A 20,216-nucleotide genomic window follows, 5' to 3' on the forward strand; every position below is an offset into this window, starting at 1 on the left:
GGCCACGCCTGCGGTCACTGTATTCATGCCGGTACGGCGGCTGCCTGTTTGGCGATACCCGCCTCGAACTCGGGGCGGAAATACTTCAACGCGCTGCCTAGCGGCTCCACGGCACCCGGCGCATGCGCACAGAAGGTGCGGCCTGGGCCGAGCGAGGTCACAAGCATCTCGAGTGTCTCGAGATCGCCAGCCTGACCATCGCCACGCTCAAGTGCTCGCAACACCTTGACGCTCCAGGGCAGGCCATCACGACACGGCGTGCACCAGCCACAGGACTCACGGGCAAAGAACTCTTCCATGTTGCGCAGCAGCGAGACCATGTTGATCGAGTCGTCGACCGCCAGAGCCAGACCGGTGCCCATACGGGTGCCAACCTTGGCGATGCCGCCGGCAAACATCGGCGCATCCAGGTGTTCCGGCAGAAGGAAACCAGTGCCCGCACCGCCCGGCTGCCAGGCCTTGAGCTTGAAGCCATCGCGCATACCGCCAGCGTAGTCTTCAAACAGCTCTCGAGCCGGGATACCAAAGGGCAATTCCCACAGGCCGGGGTTCTTCACCTTGCCGGAGAAACCCATCAGCTTGGTGCCGTGGTCTTCACTGCCGGGGCGTGCCAGGGATTTGTACCAGTCAACACCGTTGCCGACGATGGCGGGGACATTGCACAGGGTTTCGACGTTGTTGACGCAAGTCGGCTTGCCCCAGACACCCACCGCTGCCGGGAAAGGCGGCTTGGAACGCGGGTTGGCGCGACGGCCTTCCAGCGAGTTGATCAGTGCTGTTTCTTCGCCGCAGATGTAGCGACCGGCGCCGGTATGCACGAACAGCTCGAAGTCGAATCCGCTGCCCAGAATGTTCTTGCCCAGCAGACCGGCAGCCTTGGCTTCATCAATGGCCTTGTTCAGGTTGCGTGCCGCATCCACATACTCGCCGCGCAGGAAGATATAGCCACGGTAGGCTTTGAGCGCGCGCGCGGAAATCAGCATGCCTTCGATCAGCAGGTGCGGCTGCTGCTCCATGAGCATGCGGTCTTTCCAGGTGTTGGGCTCCATTTCGTCCGCATTGCACAGCAGGTAGCGGATGTTCATGGACTCATCGTTGGGCATCAGCCCCCACTTGACCCCGGTAGGGAAGCCCGCGCCACCGCGACCCTTGAGCCCGGAGTCTTTGACGGTCTGTACAATGTCGGCCTGGGCCATGTCGATGAGCGCTTTACGCGCAGCGGTGTAGCCGTTCTTGGCCTGATACTCGGCCAGCCACACTGGCTCGCCGTCTTCACGCAGGCGCCAGGTCAGCGGATGGGTCTCGGCGCTGCGGGCAATGCGATTGGCCGGGCCCATGGAGGTGAGAGTCATGCGTAGGCCTCCAGTAGCTGGGCAACACTGCCGGCATCAACGTTGCCGAAGGTGTCATCATCGATCATCAGTGCCGGTGCCTTGTCACAGTTGCCCAGGCAGCACACCGGCAGCAGGGTGAAGCGGCCATCGGCGGTGGTCTGCCCCGGGGCGATACCCAGCTGGCTCTTGATACTGCCGAGGATCGATTCGTGACCGCCAATAAAGCAGGTCATGCTGTCGCACACGCGAATGATGTGGCGGCCAACCGGCTGGCGGAAGATCTGGCTGTAAAAGGTAGCCACACCCTCAACGTCACTGGCCGGAATGCCGAGGATGGCGCCAATGGCGTCGGCAGCGCCGTCCGGCACCCAGCCACGCTCTTTCTGCACGATTTTCAGTGCTTCGATGGACGCCGCGCGCGGGTCTTCGTAGTGATGCATCTCGTGCTCGATGGCCGAGCGCTCGGTGTCGCTGAGGACGAAACGGTCAGTCTGGATCAACGTGCTCATGCTTAGCGGTCCACGTCAGCCATAACGAAGTCGATACTGCCCAGATAGGCAATCAGGTCAGCCACCATGCTGCCGCGGATCACCGAAGGAATCTGCTGCAGGTGGGCGAAGCTCGGCGTGCGGATACGCGTCCGGTAGCTCATGGTGCTGCCATCGCTCGTCAGGTAATAACTGTTGATGCCCTTGGTCGCCTCGATCATCTGGAAGGCTTCGTTGGCCGGCATGACCGGCCCCCAGGAAACCTGCAGGAAGTGAGTGATCAGGGTTTCGATGTGCTGCAGGGTGCGCTCTTTCGGCGGCGGCGTCGTCAGCGGGTGGTCCGCTTTGAACGGGCCTGCCGGCATGTTCTTCAGGCACTGATCGATGATGCGGATGCTCTGGCGCATCTCCTCGACACGCACCATGCAGCGGTCGTAGGCGTCACCGTTATGGGCTAGCGGTACTTCGAATTCGAAGTTCTCATAACCCGAGTAGGGGCGAGCCTTACGCAGGTCGAAGTCGCAGCCAGTAGAGCGCAGGCCGGCACCGGTAACACCCCATTCAAGAGCTTCCTTGGTGTTGTACTGAGCAACACCTTTGGTACGACCGATGAGGATGCTGTTCTGCAGAGCGGCCTTTTCGTATTCGTCCAGGCGCTTGGGCAGCCAGTCAACGAATTCCTTGACCAGCTTGTCCCAGCCGCGCGGCAAATCGTGCGCCACGCCACCGATACGGTACCAGGCCGGGTGCAGTCGGAAACCGGTCACGGCTTCGATCACCTTGTAGGCGCGCTGGCGGTCGGTGAAGGTGAAGAACACCGGAGTCATCGCACCGACGTCCTGAATATAGGTACCCAGGAACAGCAGGTGACTGGTGATGCGGAAGAACTCGGCCATCATCACGCGGATGAAGTCGACGCGGTCCGGCACCTTGATCCCGGCCAGTTTCTCGACGGCAAGGACGTAGGGGAGGTTGTTCATTACCCCACCGAGGTAGTCGATACGGTCGGTGTAGGGAATGAAACTGTGCCAGCTTTGGCGCTCGGCCATCTTCTCGGCGCCACGGTGGTGGTAACCGATCTCCGGTACGCAGTCGACGATCTCTTCACCATCCAGCTGCAGAATGATGCGGAACGCACCGTGTGCGGAAGGGTGGTTGGGGCCGAGGTTGAGGAACATGTAGTCCTCATGTTCGCTCTTGCGCTTCATGCCCCAGTCTTCGGGGTTGAAACGAGCCGCTTCTTCTTCGAGCTGCTGTTTGGCCAGGGTCAGGCTGAACGGATCAAACTCGGTCGCCCGAGCCGGGTAGTCCTTACGCAGCGGATGGCCTTCCCAGGTCGGCGGCATCATGATGCGGGTCAGGTGCGGGTGGCCCTGGAAGGTGATGCCGTACAGGTCCCACACTTCGCGCTCATACCAGTTGGCATTCGGCCAGATCTTGGTGGCGGTCGGCAGGTTGAGGTCGCCTTCGTGCAAGGCGACCTTCAGCATGACATCGCTGTTCCGCTCAATCGACAGCAGGTGATAGAACACACTGTAGTCGGCGGCTGGCAAGCCCTGGCGCTGGGTACGCAGGCGCTCGTCGACGCCATGAAGGTCGTACAGCATGACGTAGGGCTTGGGCAGCTGACGCAGGAAGGTCAGCACTTCAACCAGCTTGTCGCGCGGCACCCAGATCACGGGCATACCGGTACGCGTCGGCTGAATGACGAAAGTTTCCGCGCCAAAGCGCGAATTCAGTTCGACGACCACATCTTGGTCGTCGGCCTTGTAAGGCGGGATGTACAGAGCGGAGTCTGCAGTCATGTTCTCAGTCGCTGTCGGGTCAACGGAATGGTAAGCCAGCAGGCTTACACTTCGTCCGGGCTGCGCAGGTTGGTTACCTGAATACGCTGTTCACGGCGCAAGTCCTTCTGGGCTGGCATCTCGGCGCGGTAAACGCCTTGCTCACCAACCACCCAGGACAACGGGCGGCGCTCCTCACCGATGGAGTCCTGCAACAGCATCAGCGCTTGCAGGAAAGCCTCGGGACGGGGCGGGCAACCCGGCACATACACATCCACCGGCAGAAACTTGTCCACGCCCTGGACCACCGAATAGATGTCGTACATGCCGCCGGAGTTGGCACAGGAACCCATGGAAATGACCCACTTTGGCTCCAGCATCTGCTCGTACAGACGCTGGATGACCGGGGCCATCTTCACGAAACAGGTACCAGCGACCACCATGAAGTCTGCCTGGCGCGGAGACGCACGAATCACCTCAGCACCAAAGCGGGCAATGTCATGCGGCGCGGTGAAGGCAGTCGTCATTTCCACATAGCAGCAGGAAAGACCGAAGTTGTAGGGCCACAAGGAATTCTTGCGCCCCCAGTTGACGGTCTTGTGCAGTACATCTTCAAGCTTGCCCATGAAGATGTTCTTGTGAACCTGATCTTCTAGCAGCGGGTCCTGGACTGTCTCCCGCTCGCCGATCGGATACTGCTCGTTAGGCGCATCCGGATCGATCCGAGTAAGTTTGTATTGCATTGCCAAAGCCTCATTGTTTCAGCTTCGCCTGCCGCTTGCGACGTGCTTCGGGCGCCCAGTCGAGCGCGCCGATACGCCAAAGATAGACAAGACCTGCCAACAGAATTGCGATGAAAATGGTAGCCTCGATAAAGCCGGCCCACCCGCTTTCGCGAACGGATACCGACCAGGCGAAGAGAAATAGGGCTTCAACGTCGAAGATCACGAAGAGCATCGCGACCAGATAGAACTTGGCGGACAGGCGCAGACGCGCGCTGCCGGTCGGCAGCATGCCGGATTCGAACGGCTCGTTCTTGCTGCGCCCCCAGGCACGGCTACCGAGCAGACTGGAAACCCCAAGCATGAAAGCGATGAGGCCAAACACGGCCAAGAGGAAAAGACCGAAAGCCCAGTTGTGGGCGAGTAGGGCGGTGGATTCAGTCACGCCGGCGCTCCTTTATCTCGTTGGGTGACATATTGAATATTGCGTTCAATATGTGACCAATATTTGATTTTTGGTCGGCTTAAATTCCTCTAATTCTAAGCGTCTAAGTGTAGACAAGTAAATTTATCTAACAGAAAAAATGGATAGCCAATAACAGCTTAGGAGAGCTTTCTCTTAGTGCTGCAAGGCTTGCAGGGCTATTCACAGGTATATCAGGCTTATGTCGAATGGCCAGCCAATATCCATTTATGTCCGCATTTTATAACTCATAATCGATACTGATTCGCATTCACTGCTGGCATGGCTCTGGGCTTATCTGATAATGAGCGCGGGAAAATAGATCTAAGGCCTTAGCTCTGGCGAGGCAGCCAGGCCCAGATCATCTCGCAGGCGATAGGTGACTGGCCTGACTCGTCCGTGACCTCCACCTGCACTGTGACCTCTCCACGCGACTGGGTCGCAACAGCGGACAGTTGTTCGGCTGTCAATGTGGCTACCGCGTGAAGATTGCCGATAGCGCGCTTTTTATAGTCAACGCGCAAAGTCTTGATCAGCAGCAGATGGGTGTCTGGCACGCTCATGCCGACCAGAAAGCCTGTGGCTGACTCGGCGAGCAACGCCATGGCGGCGGCATGGATGCTCCCCACATGGTTACGCACACGGTTCCTGTCGCGCAACGTCAGGCAGGCTTGCTGCTGTGTGAGACTGTTGATACGGACTCTCGCTGTGCCGGCAAAGCGTACCTGACTGGCGAACAGCAGGCTGAGGAGTGCTGGCTGAACACGGCGAGGCAGGTGATTGATGAGATTTACTGCGCGACTGAGCCGATTTGCTGGCATAGGTGCTTCCTTCAAATAGAGAAAGCAGAATTGTCCGTCTCGAATCGAGCCTCGCCTGTGGCGGGTGAGGCGGGATTGCGTGTCATGAAAGTCAAACCGCAGAAACGACAAACCCCAGCCGGAGCTGGGGTTTGCTGATCAACACGAGCGGGAGGAGCGACTGCAGCCTCCCGCTTGAGCCGGTTCCTATTAGTGGAACTGGTTCATGGTGTTGTCTTTACCGGAGGCCTTCAGAGCGGCTTCGCCAGCGAAGTACTCTTTGTGGTTGTCACCGATGTCGGAACCAGCCATGTTCTGGTGCTTGACGCAAGCGATGCCCTGACGCAGCTCTTGACGCTGAACACCCTTCACGTAGGCCAGCATGCCCTGATCGGCGAAGTAACCTTTGGCCAGGTTGTCGGTCGACAGTGCGGCGGTGTGGTAGGTCGGCAGAGTGATCAGGTGGTGGAAGATGCCGGCGTGAGCCGAACCATCGCGCTGGAAGGTACGGATCTTCTCGTCAGCAACCTGAGCCAGTTCAGTTTCGTCGTACTCGACGCTCATCAGCTTGGCGCGGTCGTAAGCGGAAACGTCTTTGCCTTCGGCAACGAACGCGTCGAACACTTGCTGACGGAAGTTCAGGGTCCAGTTGAAGGACGGGCTGTTGTTGTACACCAGCTTGGCGTTCGGAATGACTTCGCGGATGCGGTCAACCATGCCTTTAATCTGGCCAACGTGCGGCTTCTCGGTTTCGATCCACAGCAGGTCAGCACCGTTCTGCAGCGAGGTGATGCAGTCCAGTACGCAACGGTCTTCGCCGGTGCCAGCGCGGAACTGGAACAGGTTGGACGGCAGACGCTTCGGACGCAGCAGCTTGCCACCGCGGTTGATCACAACGTCGCCGTTGCCCAGATCGGCAGCAGCCACTTCTTCGCAATCCAGGAAGGAGTTGTACAGGTCGCCCAGGTCGCCCGGCTCTTTGGTCACGGCGATCTGCTTGGTCAGGCCAGCGCCCAGGGAGTCGGTACGAGCAACGATCACACCGTTGTCGATACCCAGTTCCAGGAAGGCGTAGCGAACGGCAGCGATCTTGGCCAGGAAGTCAGCGTGCGGAACGGTGACTTTACCGTCTTGGTGACCGCACTGCTTCTCGTCGGAAACCTGGTTTTCGATCTGGATGCAGCAAGCGCCTGCTTCGATCATGCGCTTGGCCAGCAGGTAGGTGGCTTCCGGGTTACCGAAACCAGCGTCGATGTCGGCAATGATCGGTACGATGTGAGTTTCGTAGTTGTCGATCTGGTTCTGGATCTCAGCAGCTTTGGCGTTGTCGCCGGCAGCGCGAGCGGCGTCCAGAGCGGTGAACAGCAGGTCCAGTTCACGGCTGTCAGCCTGACGCAGGAAGGTGTACAGCTCTTCGATCAGATCGGAAACTGCAGTCTTCTCGTGCATCGACTGGTCCGGCAGCGGGCCGAAGTCGGAACGCAGAGCAGCAACCATCCAGCCGGACAGGTACAGGTAGCGCTTGTTGGTGGTGCCCAGGTGCTTCTTGATGGCGATCAGCTTCTGCTGGCCGATGAAGCCGTGCCAGCAACCCAGCGACTGGGTGTACTTGGAGGAGTCAGCATCGTACTCAGCCATGTCTTTGCGCATGATGTCGGCGGTGTACTGAGCGATTTCCAGACCGGTCTTGAAACGGTTCTGTGCGCGCATGCGGGCAACCGATTCCGGGTTGATAGCGCTCCAGCTGCTGCCGGCAGCTTCTTTCAGTGCGGCAACGGCTTTGATGTCGTTTTGATAAGCTGACATGGTCAATCCTTCAAAGTATGTGTTTGGTTAAGCACCTGGTTCCCATCCGGCTACACGCCGCAGAACGCCGAAGATGCTGACTGACACGGATTGACGCAAAGGCGGGGGCTGTACTGACAGAATCGCTTATCGAAGAGCTTCGATGGGGGCGACACAGCAGTTGATCGTTACGCTTCCCCGTCCCTCAGGACAACCTCGTTCCAGTCGCAACCTCGTCGAACGGCCTTGTGGGCTGGTAAGACACAGATCATGTTGAAGTTCTTCGCGATGATCTGGAGGCTTTCAAAGCCTCTGGCTAGCGGGAGCGCGGCAATGATGCGCCTAGCTGGCGCGGGCGTCAATCAATTTGTAGTGCCGACTATCGGTCACTACATTTTCCGACCGATCAGTCGAGTGCCTCGACCTTGATGCGCATATTGGAGTCGCTGTAGCCTTGGGTAGAGCGACGTTGCAGAAAGCCACGACTGTCTCCCTGGCTTTGCTCGCTGACACCGCCCAGTTGTATCCATTCGCCAAGACGGCCGCTGACCCGGGTGTCGGCGCTTTGCACGTCAATCACGCCAGGCTGGTGCTGGCTGAGGCGGTCGTTGTTGCTGCTGATGCTCAAATGCACCATTTGACCGGTCACCGATGCGGTGACATAGAACCCCTGGGTGACATTGCGGTATTCGGTGTTGCTGTAAACCTGGCCATAGGGGCCGACACTGGTGCTGGTCAGTGGCACACTCTGACCAACCTGAATCAGTGCCGGGTAGCCCTCGCTTGCCTGAATCTGCTGGACGCCGCCACGTCGGCTGTCAGTGCTGCGGCGAATAATGCGGACCTGATCGCGCCCCTGGACTTCACCGCGACCCGTTTCGATCTCGACATTGCCAGCGCTTGCCGAGCCGTCGACGCGATAGCCTTCAGTATCGCCTGCGGCAGACTCGCTGGTATCGACACTGATCAGGAGTCGGCGTGGCGCCGTGTCCAGTTGCGCCACCAGCTGGCGGATCTCTTCGATTTTGGAGGCGTCGGCATTGATCACCAGCTGGTTGCCATAACTACTGACCCGGCCTTCACCGGCCAGCATCGACTGCACCACGCCAATCACTTCGTCGGCGGTCCGGTAGTTGAGCTGAATCAGCTCGGTCGCCGCCAGGACGGGTGGGCTGATAAACAGCAGTGAAAGGGCGAGCCAGCGACGCATGGTCATAACAGGAAGCTCCTCAGATCGGGATCACTCAGGCTGTAGATCCAGGCCTGTTCGAACAGCTGCAACTGCTGCCTCAGGCGTCCCGGATTGCTGTAGTAGACATATCCGGAATATTGGCTGAGCTCTGGCCGCATCCACAAGGCGCAGTCATCAACCAGCAGAAAGCTGCCGTCACTGGCAGGGTGCTCCGGATGGACACGGCGAATACTGCAGTTGCTCGACAGCCGGCGACTGAGCGTGATCAGACGATGACCGTCCTGCACGGCACGACGTGCATCCTGCACCAGGATGCACAGCTGGTTGCGCGGGTTGGCCAGCAGCAGCTGGGCGCAGGCATCCTGCATGCTGCTGTGGTTGTACAGCCAGGGCTCCAGATCGTTGCTGTAAATGCAGATGCGCCGCCTGGCCTGTTGCAGTAATGCAAGGGCATGAGCGCGTGCATGATCGGCCGAGGCAAAGCGCTCCAGAGCCTGATGTTGCCCCAGCTGGAACGGCGCAGGCTCCGGCGTTGCTGTCGTCGCGGGCTGGCTCGCGGGGTTATGAATGGCAAAACGCCCGGGAGAGTCGAATTCAATGGCCGGCAACTCGTGGTCTGGGGCAGGAATTTCGTCTTCCGGGCGCTCGCTCATGATGGCTCAGCTCGACTGTTGGCGCAGCATGTCCACGTGAGGGATGCCGGCATCCAGGTACTCCTCACTGAGGACGCGAAAGCCGTGCCGCTCATAGAACGGCGTGGCCTGTACCTGTGCCGACAGGCGCTGTTCATGCAGGCCGCGCCGTTCGGCTTCGGCAATGACCGCAGCCAGCAGGGCATCGCCTACATTCAGTCCGCGCCAGTCTTTGAGCACGGAAACGCGGCCGATCTGGCCATCGGGCAGCAGGCGCGCAGTACCAATCGCATAGTCACCCTCGTAGGCCAGGAAGTGCACAGCTTGTGCATCTTCGTTGTCCCACTCCAGCTCAGGCGGCACAGCCTGCTCCGCTATAAAGACCTTTTCGCGGATGCGGCGCAGATCGGCATTGTCTTTCTGCCAGTCAGCAACGCGTACGCTGATGCTATTCATCGGCGAACCCCAGACTTCCTTGCTTGATCAGTTCGTTGACAAGCTTACGCCCGTCTTCATCTTCCAACCATTGGCCGAGATTCTCGGCGTGCAGGGCATCGGCGCTGCACACCAGCTTCAGTAGTTCGCGCAGGTTGCCGGGAAGCAGTCGGCTCTGGCCGCTGGCAAACAGCAGCAGATCGTCATCAACCTCGCTCCACGCCAGGCGCGCACTGGGATTGCGGATGATCACGGCGCCCTGTTCGAGTGCGCTGAGCAGATCATCTTCTTCCAGCTCTTCGCCAGCCACGAGCTCGGGGTAGCGGGGCTCGGTCATGAACTGGCCAAACCAGGTCAACAGCAGGCGCTCATCACTCATGTGCTCGTTGAGCAGGCCTTTGAGTCGTTCCAGAGCATCGCGCTGAATCTGCGCCGGATCGCTGACTACCGGCTGGATGTCGGCATCGCTGTAGCGTTCCTCGTCACTGAGAAACTGTGCGAGGAAATCCGTGAAGTGGGTCAGTACTTCCGCCGCGCTGGGGGCGCGAAGCCAATCGAATAGGTCATGCAGTCGTCCACGGCAGTGCCGAAATGCGCCAGGCGTGGCGGCAGGTACAACATGTCGCCGGGCTCCAGCACCCATTCGTCGGTACCGGCGAACTCGGCCAGGATGCGCAGGTCGGCATGTGCCAGCAGCGGGCTGTCGCTGTCGCACATCTGACCGATCTGCCAGCGACGCTGACCATAGCCCTGCAGCAGGAAAACATCGTAGTTGTCGAAGTGCGGACCAACACCGCCACCGGGAGCAGCGTAGCTGATCATCACATCGTCGATGCGCCAGCTGGGCAGGAAGCGGAAATGCTCCAGCAGCTCGGCCACTTCGGGTATGAACTGATCGACGGCCTGCACCAGCAGGGTCCAGTCGCGCTCCGGCAGTTGGCTGTAGGTGTCGTCGGCAAACGGGCCGCGACGCAGCTCCCAGGGATGCTCGCCATGCTCAAGCACCAGGCGTGATTCGATTTCCTCTTCCAGCGACAGGCCGGCCAGCTCATCCGGTGTCAGTGGGCTGACGAAATCAGGAATGGCCTGACGGATTAGCAGCGGCTTTTTCTGCCAGTAATCGCGCAGAAATTCACGAGCAGTCAGGCCGCCCAGCAGTTGCAGTGGAGTGTCAGGATTCATAGTTAAACCTTTGAAATAAAAACGCCCGGCACAGCCGGGCGTGCAATTTTGAGGCGCCTGTCAGACGCGCTTGGCTTGCGCAGCGGCATTGCCGATGTAGCTGGCAGGGGTCATCTGACGCAGTTCGGCCTTGGCTGCTTCCGGCATGTCGAGGCTGTCGATGAAAGTTTGCAGCGCGGCAGCGGAAATGCCTTTGCCACGAGTCAGCTCCTTGAGCTTCTCGTAGGGGTTTTCGATGCCGTAACGGCGCATCACGGTCTGTACCGGCTCGGCCAGCACTTCCCAGCAGGCATCGAGGTCTTCGGCGATGCGCACTTCGTTCAGTTCAAGCTTGCCGATGCCCTTGAGGCTGGCTTCGTAAGCGATGACGCTGTGAGCGAAACCGACGCCGAGGTTGCGCAGCACGGTGGAATCGGTCAGGTCACGCTGCCAGCGCGAAATCGGCAGCTTGCTGGCCAGGTGTTGGAAGATGGCGTTGGCGATGCCCAGGTTGCCCTCGGAGTTCTCGAAGTCGATCGGGTTGACCTTGTGCGGCATGGTCGAGGAGCCGATCTCGCCGGCAACAGTCTTCTGCTTGAAGTAGCCGAGGGAGATGTAGCCCCAGACGTCGCGGTCGAAGTCGATGAGGATGGTGTTGAAGCGGGCAATGGCATCGAACAGCTCGGCAATGTAGTCGTGCGGCTCGATCTGAGTGGTGTAGGGGTTGAACTGCAGACCCAGGTCACCTTCGATAAATTCGCGGGCATTGGCTTCCCAGTCGATTTCCGGGTAGGCCGACAGGTGCGCGTTGTAGTTGCCCACGGCGCCGTTGATTTTGCCCAGCAGCGGCACGGCAGCCACTTGCGCGATCTGGCGCTCCAGTCGGTAGACGACGTTAGCCAGCTCCTTGCCCAGCGTGGTGGGCGACGCAGGCTGGCCGTGGGTGCGCGACAGCATCGGTACGTCGGCGAACTGTACGGCCAGGGCACGGATGGACTCGGCAATCTGGCGCATCAGCGGCAGCAGCACAGTGTCGCGACCTTCGCGCAGCATCAGGGCGTGGGACAGGTTGTTGATGTCCTCGCTGGTGCAGGCGAAATGGATGAACTCGTTGACCGCCGCCAGTTCCGGCAGACGCTTGGCCTGCTCCTTGAGCAGGTATTCCACGGCTTTGACGTCGTGGTTGGTGGTGCGTTCGAATTCCTTGACCCGCTCGGCATGCTCGATGGCAAAGTTTTCGGCCAGCTCGTTGAGCAAGGCATTGGCCTCGGCAGAGAAGGGCGCCACCTCGGTGATGCCCGGATGATTGGCCAGACGCTGCAGCCAACGCACTTCAACCAGAACGCGGCAGCGAATCAGACCGTATTCACTGAAGATCGGGCGCAGGGCGCTGGTCTTGCCGGCGTAGCGGCCATCTACGGGGGAAACTGCAGTGAGCGAGGAGAGCTGCATGGGGCGTTCTCGGCGAGTCGGGCAAAAATGGGGCGCAGATTATAACGGAAGAATCGGTACTGCGCTTGCTCAGCGCTTACGCCGGATGACCGCACTGAGGCTGGCGCCGAATATCAGCAGGGTTCCCAGCACCGACCACAGGTCAGGGGTTTCGCCCCAGCGCAGCCAGGCCAGCAGACCACTGAAGACAATCGCCAGGTAAGCGAACGGACCGATCAGCCCGGGCGGCGCCAGGGTATAGGCCTTGGACATGGCCAGCTGGCTGATGGTCGCCATAACCCCGACAGCAACCAGCAACAGCAGGGTGGTGTCACTCAACGGTTGCCAGGTCAGAACAAAGGGCACTGTCGAGCCGAGCGTGCTGAACAGGGCGAAATAGAACACCATGCGAAACGCCGGCTCGGTATCGCTCATCTCGCGGATCGAGACAAAGGCAAAGGCCGCCAGGATGCTGGCCGCCAACCCGACCAGTGACAGGCTGTCGAACAGGGCGTCACTGGGTTTGGCGACCAGCAAAACGCCGGCAAAGCCCACCAGTGAGGTGATCTGCATCTGACGCGTCAGCGGCTCCTTCAGCCACCACCAGGCTATCAACGGAGTAAACACCGGCGCCGAATAGGTAAACACCATGGCATCAGCCAGAGGCAGGTGCGCAATGGCGTAAAAGAAGCAGTACATGGCCAGCAGGCCGAAACCGCTGCGCCACAGATGGGACTTGAGGCGCCGGGTGTGCAAGGGCGCCACGCCTTTGAGCAGTACCAGTGGCAGAAAGGCCAGCACGCCGATCAGGTTGCGAAAGAACACCACAGCTTCGTTGCCTGCGGTGCTGGAAACCTCGCGGATCAGTACGCCCATCAGCGAGAACAGCAAGGCCGACAAGGCCAGCAACAGGGCGCCCTGCACTGGCTTTAAGCTGCGGGTGGCCATGCTCAGTTACGAATCAGCGGATACAGGGTATTGAGCAGCTTGCGACGACTGAAAAGCAGCTGCCAGCGTCGGCCGCCGAGCTGGTGCCAGAGACGTGCCGCACGAATACCGGCCAGCAGCAGGGCGCGAATCTTCGCGGCATTGGCCGGTTGCTGGAGAAAGCGCATATCGCCATGGACCTGAATGCGCTGGCGGAAGGTACTGATGGTGTCCTGATACAGACCACCACAGGCCGCGATGACATTTTCGTGGGCAACACCAAAGTGCTGAACCTGCTGCTCGATCTGATCCAGACGGGACCCCATGATCTCGAGCAGGTCATTACGGGCATTCAACTGCCGCTCAAGGCCGAGCAGGGCCAGGGCATAGCGCAATGGTTCACGCTGCAGACTGGCCGGATTGCGCTCCAGGGCGCTGGCCAGTGCCTTGAAGCCATCCTTGAGGTTCAACGTATCGCCGCCGTACACCTCGAGGGTGTTGCTCGGGTTGCGCACCAGCAGACTGCCAATCAGGCAGGCTACGGGGGCTTCGGGAACCTGGCCGGTGCGGGCGATACGATCAGCCAGGCTGGCGGCAGCGAACACTGCGCCGAGCGCAACCAGTTGCTCTTCAAGGGCGGTCATGCGCGATTCTCCGCCAGATGATCAGGTTCGGCTCGCTCGATCACGCCGCCCCCTAGGCAGGCTTCACCGTCATAGAAGACCACGGATTGTCCTGGGGTGACCGCACGCTGTGGCTCATCGAAGACCACGCGGTAACCATGCTGCGGATCATGACTGAGTACGCAGGCCTGGTCGCCCTGGCGGTAACGCACCTTGGCGGTCAGTCGCCGCGGAGTGCTGAGATCAACCGGGTTGACCCAGAAGATTTCAGTCGCCTGCAAGGCTTCGGCAAACAGCCACGGGTGATTATTACCCTGGCCCACGACCAGCACGTTGCGCTTGAGATCTTTGGCCAGTACATACCAAGGCTCGTCACTGGCGTCCTTCATGCCGCCAATGCCCAGCCCCTGACGCTGACCCAGTGTGTGATACATCAGGCCATGATGACGACCGATAACATCGCCATCAGTGGTCTCGATATCACCGGGCTGAGCGGGCAGATACTGCTTGAGGAAGTCGCTGAAACGACGCTCGCCGATGAAGCAGATGCCGGTCGAATCCTTTTTCTTGGCGGTTGCCAGGCCATGCTTCTCGGCAATCGCACGCACCTGCGGCTTTTCCAGTTCACCCACCGGGAACAGTGTCCTGGCGATCTGCTCACCGCCCACGGCGTGCAGGAAGTAGCTCTGGTCCTTGTTCGGATCGAGGCCCTTGAGCAGCTCGCTGCGACCATCGATATCGCGACGGCGCACATAGTGACCAGTGGCGATCAGGTCGGCGCCGAGCGACAGGGCGTAGTCCAGGAACGCTTTGAACTTGATTTCGCGGTTGCACAGGATGTCCGGATTCGGCGTGCGACCGGCCTTGTATTCGGCCAGGAAGTGCTCGAATACGTTGTCCCAGTACTCGGCGGCGAAGTTGGCAGTATGCAGCTTGATGCCGATGCGGTCGCACACGGCCTGGGCGTCGGCCATATCTTCCTTGGCAGTGCAGTACTCGCTGCCGTCATCTTCCTCCCAGTTTTTCATGAACAGGCCTTCGACCTGATAACCCTGTTCAAGCAGCAGCAAGGCAGAAACCGAGGAATCGACGCCGCCGGACATGCCGACGATGACGCGGGTATTGGCTGGAGTTTGCATGATGATCAGTACGGCAAAAGCGCGATTCTAGCAGCTGCCTGCCCGCCGCCGTTAGCCTTGGCGAATCAACGCCAGCGGAAAGCACTCCCCGGCCAGATAATCATCAACACATCGCAGTACCAACTCACTGCGCCAGCGCTGAGGATCGGCGGCCAGCTCGTCGCGGCTCATCCAGCGCGGACCGATAATGCCCTCGTCGAGCTTAAGCTCCGGATCATGGCGCAGCGGCTTGGCCGCAAAACACACGCGCTGATAGGTAATGCCATTGCTGGGAGCGGTATAGAGATAGATGCCAGTGACGCCCGTCAGCTCAACATGCCAACCGGTTTCCTCCAGCGTTTCGCGCAACGCGGCCTCGATAAGACTTTCGTCGGCTTCCAGATGGCCAGCAGGCTGGTTAAATACTGCACGGCCGCCGGCCATTTCTTCGACCAGGAGAAAACGTCCCTGATCCTCCACTACCGTGGCCACGGTCACATGAGGAATAAAACGCATCACACGGGCTCCTGAAACTTGTGCGCGGATCTTAACGTCGGAGGCACTGAGCGGCGAGTCTCAAGCATTCTGCTTGGCAACTGCTAGATTTAAAGCGGCTCCCATTCCGTGAAGTGGCAGCCACATGCGCATTCGGCACTACACATGGCTGAATAGGGCCTTCAGCCCTTGGATAGAGCGCAACGAATTGTAAGCAAGGCAATGAAAATGCGTGACATCTTGTAGAAAAACTACAAGAATGAAGCGCTTCTTATGAGACCCAAAAGAGCCCTCTATCACGCCACCCGCGCGGTAGATGACAGATCACACAAAAACGGAGTCCAGCATGGGATACCAGAAAATCCAGGTACCGGCCGGTGACAAAATCACCGTCAATGCCGATATGTCCCTGAACGTGCCGAACAACCCGATCATCCCCTTTATCGAAGGTGATGGCATTGGCGTCGATATCAGCCCGGTCATGATCAAGGTGGTTGATGCTGCTGTGCAGAAAGCCTACGGCGGCGAACGCAAGATCTCCTGGATGGAAGTCTACGCCGGCGAAAAAGCCACCCAGGTCTACGACCAGGACACCTGGCTGCCGCAGGAAACCCTCGACGCGGTACGTGACTACGTCGTATCGATCAAAGGCCCGCTGACTACTCCGGTCGGTGGCGGTATCCGCTCGCTGAACGTGGCTCTGCGCCAGCAGCTCGATCTGTATGTCTGCCTGCGCCCGGTTCGCTGGTTCGAAGGTGTGCCAAGCCCGGTGAAAAAGCCCGGTGACGTGGATATGACCATCTTCCGCGAGAACTCGGAAGACATCTATGCCGGCATTGAGTGGAAAGCCGGTTCGCCCGAGGCCAACAAGGTCATCAAGTTCCTCAAAGAGGAAATGGGCGTCACCAAGATTCGTTTCGACCAGGACTGCGGCATCGGCGTCAAGCCGGTCTCCAAGGAAGGCACCAAGCGTCTGGTACGCAAAGCCTTGCAGTACATCGTGGACAACGACCGCGAGTCGCTGACCATCGTGCACAAGGGCAACATCATGAAGTTCACCGAAGGTGCCTTCAAGGATTGGGGCTACGAAGTTGCGCGTGACGAGTTCGGCGCCGAGCTGCTGGACGGTGGTCCGTGGATGCAGTTCACCAACCCGAAAACCGGCCGCAAGGTCGTGGTCAAGGACGCCATCGCCGACGCCATGCTTCAGCAGATCCTGCTGCGCCCGGCCGAGTACGACGTGATTGCCACCCTGAACCTGAACGGCGACTACCTGTCCGACGCCCTGGCGGCTGAAGTAGGCGGCATCGGCATTGCGCCGGGCGCCAACCTGTCCGACACCGTTGCCATGTTCGAGGCCACTCACGGCACCGCGCCGAAGTACGCCGGTCAGGACAAGGTCAACCCGGGCTCTGTCATCCTTTCTGCCGAGATGATGCTGCGCCACATGGGCTGGACCGAAGCAGCCGATCTGATCATCAAGGGCACCAATGGCGCGATTGCCGCCAAGACCGTGACCTATGACTTCGAACGCCTGATGGAGGGTGCGACACTGCTGTCCTGCTCGGAGTTCGGCGACGCAATGATCCAGCACATGTAATTGGGTGCAGGAACTAAAAAGGCCGGTCAGTGACCGGCCTTTTTCATGTGCGCGTTTTGCTCTGCATCAGGCTTCGGCGGGTACCTGTGCGGCAGGGGAGAGTGCTTCTTCGTTCGGTTTGGCAGAGACTGCTCCGGCCGCACTGATGTTCACCGCGTGCAGCCCCTTAGGCCCCTGGATAATGTCGAACTGGACGGCCTGGCCGGCCTTCAGGGTCTTGTAGCCATCCATCTGAATGGCGGAGAAGTGGGCGAACAGGTCCTCATCTCGGCCATCAGCGAGGATGAACCCATAGCCCTTGGCGTTGTTGAACCACTTGACCTTACCGCTGATCATGCTGATATCCCTCTGCAAAGCACTCCATCACTGGAGTATCATCAACTTCAACCCGTAGGCAATCATTGCCGGCGCGGGTACCTGATACCCGTAATGGGTATTTATTGGTTTTAACACTCTTTTCCCTTTAGTCAAGGCACGCGACGGCAACCTTGCGAAGCCGGTCAATCTCTCTCCCGTGCCGCTTGTCCACTCGACCTGAGTTACCGAGCCAGCATGCGTGCAAGCAGCCAGATTCAACTAACATCAAATCAGGATCATCCCGATGCCCGTGAGGATGATGCCTCCGGCTTGGCCGTGCAGGAAGCGCGCCCAAAACTTCAGGCTCCGCCGATGTACAAGGTGATCCTGTTTAATGATGACTACACACCAATGGACTTTGTGGTGGAGGTGCTGGAGGTCTTCTTTGCGATGAATCGCGAAAAAGCCACCAAGGTGATGCTGACCGTGCATACCGAAGGTAAGGCCGTTTGCGGGGTCTACACCCGCGACATTGCTGAGACCAAGGCAATGCAGGTCAATCAGTACGCCCGCGAGTGCCAGCACCCGCTACTCTGTGAAATTGAGAAGGACAACTGATGCTGGCTGTGTGGAATGAGGTGAAGTCATGTTGAATCGCGAATTAGAAGTCACCCTCAATCTGGCCTTCAAGGACGCCCGGGCCAAACGCCACGAGTTCATGACAGTCGAGCATCTGCTGCTGGCTCTGCTCGACAACGAGGCGGCCGCCAATGTGCTGCGCGCCTGTGCTGCGAATTTGGATAAATTGCGCCGTGATCTACAGGAGTTCATTGACTCCACGACGCCGCTTATTCCTGTGCATGAGGAAGATCGTGAAACCCAGCCGACGCTTGGGTTTCAGCGCGTCTTGCAACGTGCGGTGTTCCATGTGCAGAGCTCGGGCAAGCGTGAAGTGACTGGCGCCAACGTGCTTGTGGCGATCTTCAGCGAGCAGGAAAGCCAGGCAGTATTCCTGCTCAAGCAGCAAAGCGTGGCGCGGATCGACGTTGTCAACTTCATTGCCCACGGCATCTCCAAGGTACCCGGTCACAATGAAAGCCACGACAACGAGGAAATGCAGGATGAAGAGGGCGGCGAAGCGGCTGCTACCAACCATCCTCTCGACGCCTACGCCAGCAATCTGAACGAGCAGGCTCGTCTGGGACGTATTGATCCTCTGGTCGGTCGCGAAACCGAAGTCGAGCGAGTAGCCCAGATTCTGGCGCGCCGGCGCAAAAACAACCCGCTCCTGGTTGGTGAGGCCGGCGTTGGCAAAACTGCCATCGCCGAGGGCCTGGCCAAGCGCATTGTGGATGGCGACGTCCCTGATTTGCTGGCTGACAGCGTGGTCTACTCGCTTGATCTTGGTGCCTTGCTGGCGGGCACCAAATACCGCGGCGATTTCGAAAAGCGCTTCAAGGCACTGCTCAATGAGCTGCGTAAACGCCCGCATGCGATTCTGTTCATCGATGAAATTCACACCATCATCGGCGCAGGTGCTGCATCGGGCGGGGTGATGGATGCCTCCAACCTGCTCAAGCCGATGCTGTCCTCCGGTGAGATTCGCTGCATTGGCTCGACCACGTTCCAGGAATTCCGTGGCATTTTCGAAAAAGATCGTGCCTTGGCCCGTCGCTTCCAGAAGGTTGATGTAGTCGAGCCTTCAGTGGAAGACACCATCGGTATTCTCAAGGGGCTCAAGGGCCGTTTCGAACAGCACCATGGCATCTCCTACAGCGATGAAGCCCTGCGTGCAGCGGCTGAGCTGGCCTCGCGTTACATCAACGATCGCCACATGCCGGACAAGGCTATCGATGTGATCGATGAAGCCGGCGCATTCCAGCGACTGCAGCCGGAATCCAAGCGCGCCAAGTGCATCGATGTTCCGGAGGTTGAGGATATCGTCGCCAAGATCGCACGCATTCCGCCGAAGCATGTCACTACCTCTGACAAAGAGCTGCTGCAGAACCTCGAGCGGGATCTCAAGCTGACGGTCTTTGGCCAGGATGATGCGATCGAGTCACTGGCAACCGCCATCAAGTTGTCCCGCGCCGGTCTGAAGTCGCCGGATAAGCCAGTCGGTTCCTTCCTTTTTGCAGGCCCCACCGGGGTAGGTAAAACCGAAGTGGCCCGTCAGCTGGCTCGTGCTCTGGGGGTCGAGCTGGTGCGCTTCGACATGTCCGAGTACATGGAGCGCCACACTGTCTCGCGCCTGATTGGTGCACCGCCAGGCTATGTGGGCTTTGATCAGGGGGGGCTGCTCACCGAAGCCATCACCAAGCAACCGCACTGCGTGCTGCTGCTCGATGAAATCGAGAAGGCCCACCCCGAAGTATTCAACCTGCTTCTGCAGGTCATGGATCACGGCACTCTGACCGACAATAACGGGCGTAAGGCGGACTTCCGCAGCGTGATTCTGATCATGACCACCAACGCCGGTGCGGAAACCGCTTCACGGGCGTCGATTGGTTTCACCCTGCAGGATCACTCCAGCGATGCCATGGAAGTCATCAAGAAGAGCTTCACGCCCGAGTTCCGTAACCGGCTTGACAGCATTATCCAGTTTGGTCGCCTGAGTCATGAAGTTATCAAGAGCGTGGTCGACAAGTTCCTCACCGAGCTGCAGGCGCAACTGGAGGACAAGCACGTGCAGCTTCTTGTCAGCGATGCTGCCAAAGGCTGGCTGGCTGAGCGTGGCTACGACGCCATGATGGGCGCACGGCCTATGGCCCGGCTGATCCAGGACAAGATCAAGCGGCCGCTGGCCGAGCAGATTCTGTTTGGTGAGCTGGCCGATCACGGCGGTGTGGTCCATGTGGAACTGCAGGATGGCGAGCTCTCGTTCGCCATCGAGACCGAGGCCGAGCCGGCGTAATCGCCGGCAACGAAA

At 59.3% G+C, this 20,216-nt stretch carries 19 protein-coding genes and 1 pseudogene; 3 read left to right on the plus strand and 17 right to left on the minus strand.

The features are described 5' to 3' along the window. Nucleotides 1-23: 23 nt before the first annotated feature. The 16 genes and pseudogenes from nuoF to CK486_RS12985 all read right to left on the minus strand — a co-directional run bounded on the left by nuoF (nucleotide 24) and on the right by CK486_RS12985 (nucleotide 15,411). Nucleotides 24-1,352: an NADH-quinone oxidoreductase subunit NuoF gene (nuoF, locus tag CK486_RS12910; protein ID WP_095940727.1), complete on the minus strand. Its 1,329-nt coding sequence runs from the start codon at nucleotides 1,350-1,352 to the stop codon at nucleotides 24-26. Continuing rightward, nucleotides 1,349-1,843: an NADH-quinone oxidoreductase subunit NuoE gene (nuoE, locus tag CK486_RS12915; protein ID WP_095940728.1), complete on the minus strand. Its 495-nt coding sequence runs from the start codon at nucleotides 1,841-1,843 to the stop codon at nucleotides 1,349-1,351. Before nuoE ends, nuoF begins: the two co-directional genes overlap by 4 nt. Nucleotides 1,844-1,845: 2 nt before the next feature. Next, nucleotides 1,846-3,627, minus strand: coding sequence for an NADH-quinone oxidoreductase subunit C/D (gene nuoC, locus CK486_RS12920; protein WP_095940729.1), 1,782 nt, complete (start codon nucleotides 3,625-3,627; stop codon nucleotides 1,846-1,848). A gap of 44 nt (nucleotides 3,628-3,671) precedes the next feature. Then, on the minus strand, nucleotides 3,672-4,349 hold the full coding sequence (locus tag CK486_RS12925; RefSeq protein WP_095940730.1) for an NADH-quinone oxidoreductase subunit B family protein: 678 nt from the start codon (nucleotides 4,347-4,349) through the stop codon (nucleotides 3,672-3,674). 10 nt (nucleotides 4,350-4,359) lie between these two features. Beyond that, entirely contained in the window at nucleotides 4,360-4,773 is a 414-nt protein-coding gene (locus CK486_RS12930; protein WP_095940731.1) for an NADH-quinone oxidoreductase subunit A, read from the minus strand. 350 nt (nucleotides 4,774-5,123) lie between these two features. Continuing rightward, the gene (locus CK486_RS12935) at nucleotides 5,124-5,612 is read right to left on the minus strand and encodes a DUF4442 domain-containing protein (RefSeq protein WP_095940732.1); all 489 of its coding nucleotides are present in this window, start codon (nucleotides 5,610-5,612) and stop codon (nucleotides 5,124-5,126) included. Nucleotides 5,613-5,801: 189 nt separating this feature from the next. After that, the gene (locus CK486_RS12940) at nucleotides 5,802-7,397 is read right to left on the minus strand and encodes an isocitrate lyase (protein WP_095940733.1); all 1,596 of its coding nucleotides are present in this window, start codon (nucleotides 7,395-7,397) and stop codon (nucleotides 5,802-5,804) included. Nucleotides 7,398-7,782: 385 nt separating this feature from the next. Then, nucleotides 7,783-8,592: a secretin N-terminal domain-containing protein gene (locus tag CK486_RS12945; RefSeq protein WP_095940734.1), complete on the minus strand. Its 810-nt coding sequence runs from the start codon at nucleotides 8,590-8,592 to the stop codon at nucleotides 7,783-7,785. Continuing rightward, entirely contained in the window at nucleotides 8,589-9,221 is a 633-nt protein-coding gene (locus tag CK486_RS12950; protein WP_095940735.1) for a histone acetyltransferase HPA2, read from the minus strand. The genes CK486_RS12945 and CK486_RS12950 overlap by 4 nt, the downstream gene beginning before the upstream one ends. 6 nt (nucleotides 9,222-9,227) lie before the next feature. Further along, nucleotides 9,228-9,656 carry a GNAT family N-acetyltransferase gene (locus CK486_RS12955; protein ID WP_095940736.1) on the minus strand — a complete coding sequence of 143 codons (429 nt, stop codon included), beginning with the start codon at nucleotides 9,654-9,656 and terminating at the stop codon, nucleotides 9,228-9,230. Continuing rightward, nucleotides 9,649-10,817: pseudogene (locus CK486_RS12960) on the minus strand (JmjC domain-containing protein). Before CK486_RS12960 ends, CK486_RS12955 begins: the two are co-directional and overlap by 8 nt. 60 nt (nucleotides 10,818-10,877) lie before the next feature. Next, a complete protein-coding gene (purB, locus tag CK486_RS12965) occupies nucleotides 10,878-12,248 on the minus strand; it encodes an adenylosuccinate lyase (RefSeq protein WP_095940737.1) in 1,371 nt (456 codons plus the stop codon). Nucleotides 12,249-12,317: 69 nt separating this feature from the next. Continuing rightward, on the minus strand, nucleotides 12,318-13,175 hold the full coding sequence (locus CK486_RS12970) for a DMT family transporter (RefSeq protein WP_095940738.1): 858 nt from the start codon (nucleotides 13,173-13,175) through the stop codon (nucleotides 12,318-12,320). Nucleotides 13,176-13,177: 2 nt separating this feature from the next. Next, entirely contained in the window at nucleotides 13,178-13,798 is a 621-nt protein-coding gene (hflD, locus tag CK486_RS12975; protein ID WP_095940739.1) for a high frequency lysogenization protein HflD, read from the minus strand. Continuing rightward, on the minus strand, nucleotides 13,795-14,916 hold the full coding sequence (gene mnmA / locus CK486_RS12980; RefSeq protein WP_095940740.1) for a tRNA 2-thiouridine(34) synthase MnmA: 1,122 nt from the start codon (nucleotides 14,914-14,916) through the stop codon (nucleotides 13,795-13,797). The genes hflD and mnmA overlap by 4 nt, the downstream gene beginning before the upstream one ends. A gap of 51 nt (nucleotides 14,917-14,967) precedes the next feature. Further along, entirely contained in the window at nucleotides 14,968-15,411 is a 444-nt protein-coding gene (locus CK486_RS12985; RefSeq protein WP_095940741.1) for an NUDIX hydrolase, read from the minus strand. Between the two features lie 325 nt (nucleotides 15,412-15,736). On the opposite strand from CK486_RS12985, the gene icd reads away from it, so the two are divergent. Continuing rightward, nucleotides 15,737-16,990 (plus strand): NADP-dependent isocitrate dehydrogenase, encoded by a 1,254-nt coding sequence (icd, locus tag CK486_RS12990; RefSeq protein ID WP_095940742.1) that lies wholly within the window; start codon nucleotides 15,737-15,739, stop codon nucleotides 16,988-16,990. A gap of 66 nt (nucleotides 16,991-17,056) precedes the next feature. Here icd and cspD read toward each other — a convergent pair whose 3' ends face one another. After that, on the minus strand, nucleotides 17,057-17,326 hold the full coding sequence (gene cspD / locus CK486_RS12995; RefSeq protein ID WP_095940743.1) for a cold shock domain-containing protein CspD: 270 nt from the start codon (nucleotides 17,324-17,326) through the stop codon (nucleotides 17,057-17,059). A 216-nt stretch (nucleotides 17,327-17,542) separates the two neighbouring features. Here cspD and clpS point away from each other — a divergent pair, with 216 nt between their 5' ends. Beyond that, nucleotides 17,543-17,905: an ATP-dependent Clp protease adapter ClpS gene (gene clpS, locus CK486_RS13000; protein WP_095940744.1), complete on the plus strand. Its 363-nt coding sequence runs from the start codon at nucleotides 17,543-17,545 to the stop codon at nucleotides 17,903-17,905. A gap of 28 nt (nucleotides 17,906-17,933) precedes the next feature. After that, nucleotides 17,934-20,201 (plus strand): ATP-dependent Clp protease ATP-binding subunit ClpA, encoded by a 2,268-nt coding sequence (gene clpA / locus CK486_RS13005; RefSeq protein ID WP_095940745.1) that lies wholly within the window; start codon nucleotides 17,934-17,936, stop codon nucleotides 20,199-20,201. The last annotated feature ends 15 nt before the right edge of the window (nucleotides 20,202-20,216 follow it).

The sequence above is a fragment of the Pseudomonas sp. HAR-UPW-AIA-41 genome (genome assembly GCF_002304225.1).
Classification (GTDB): Bacteria; Pseudomonadota; Gammaproteobacteria; order Pseudomonadales; family Pseudomonadaceae; genus Aquipseudomonas.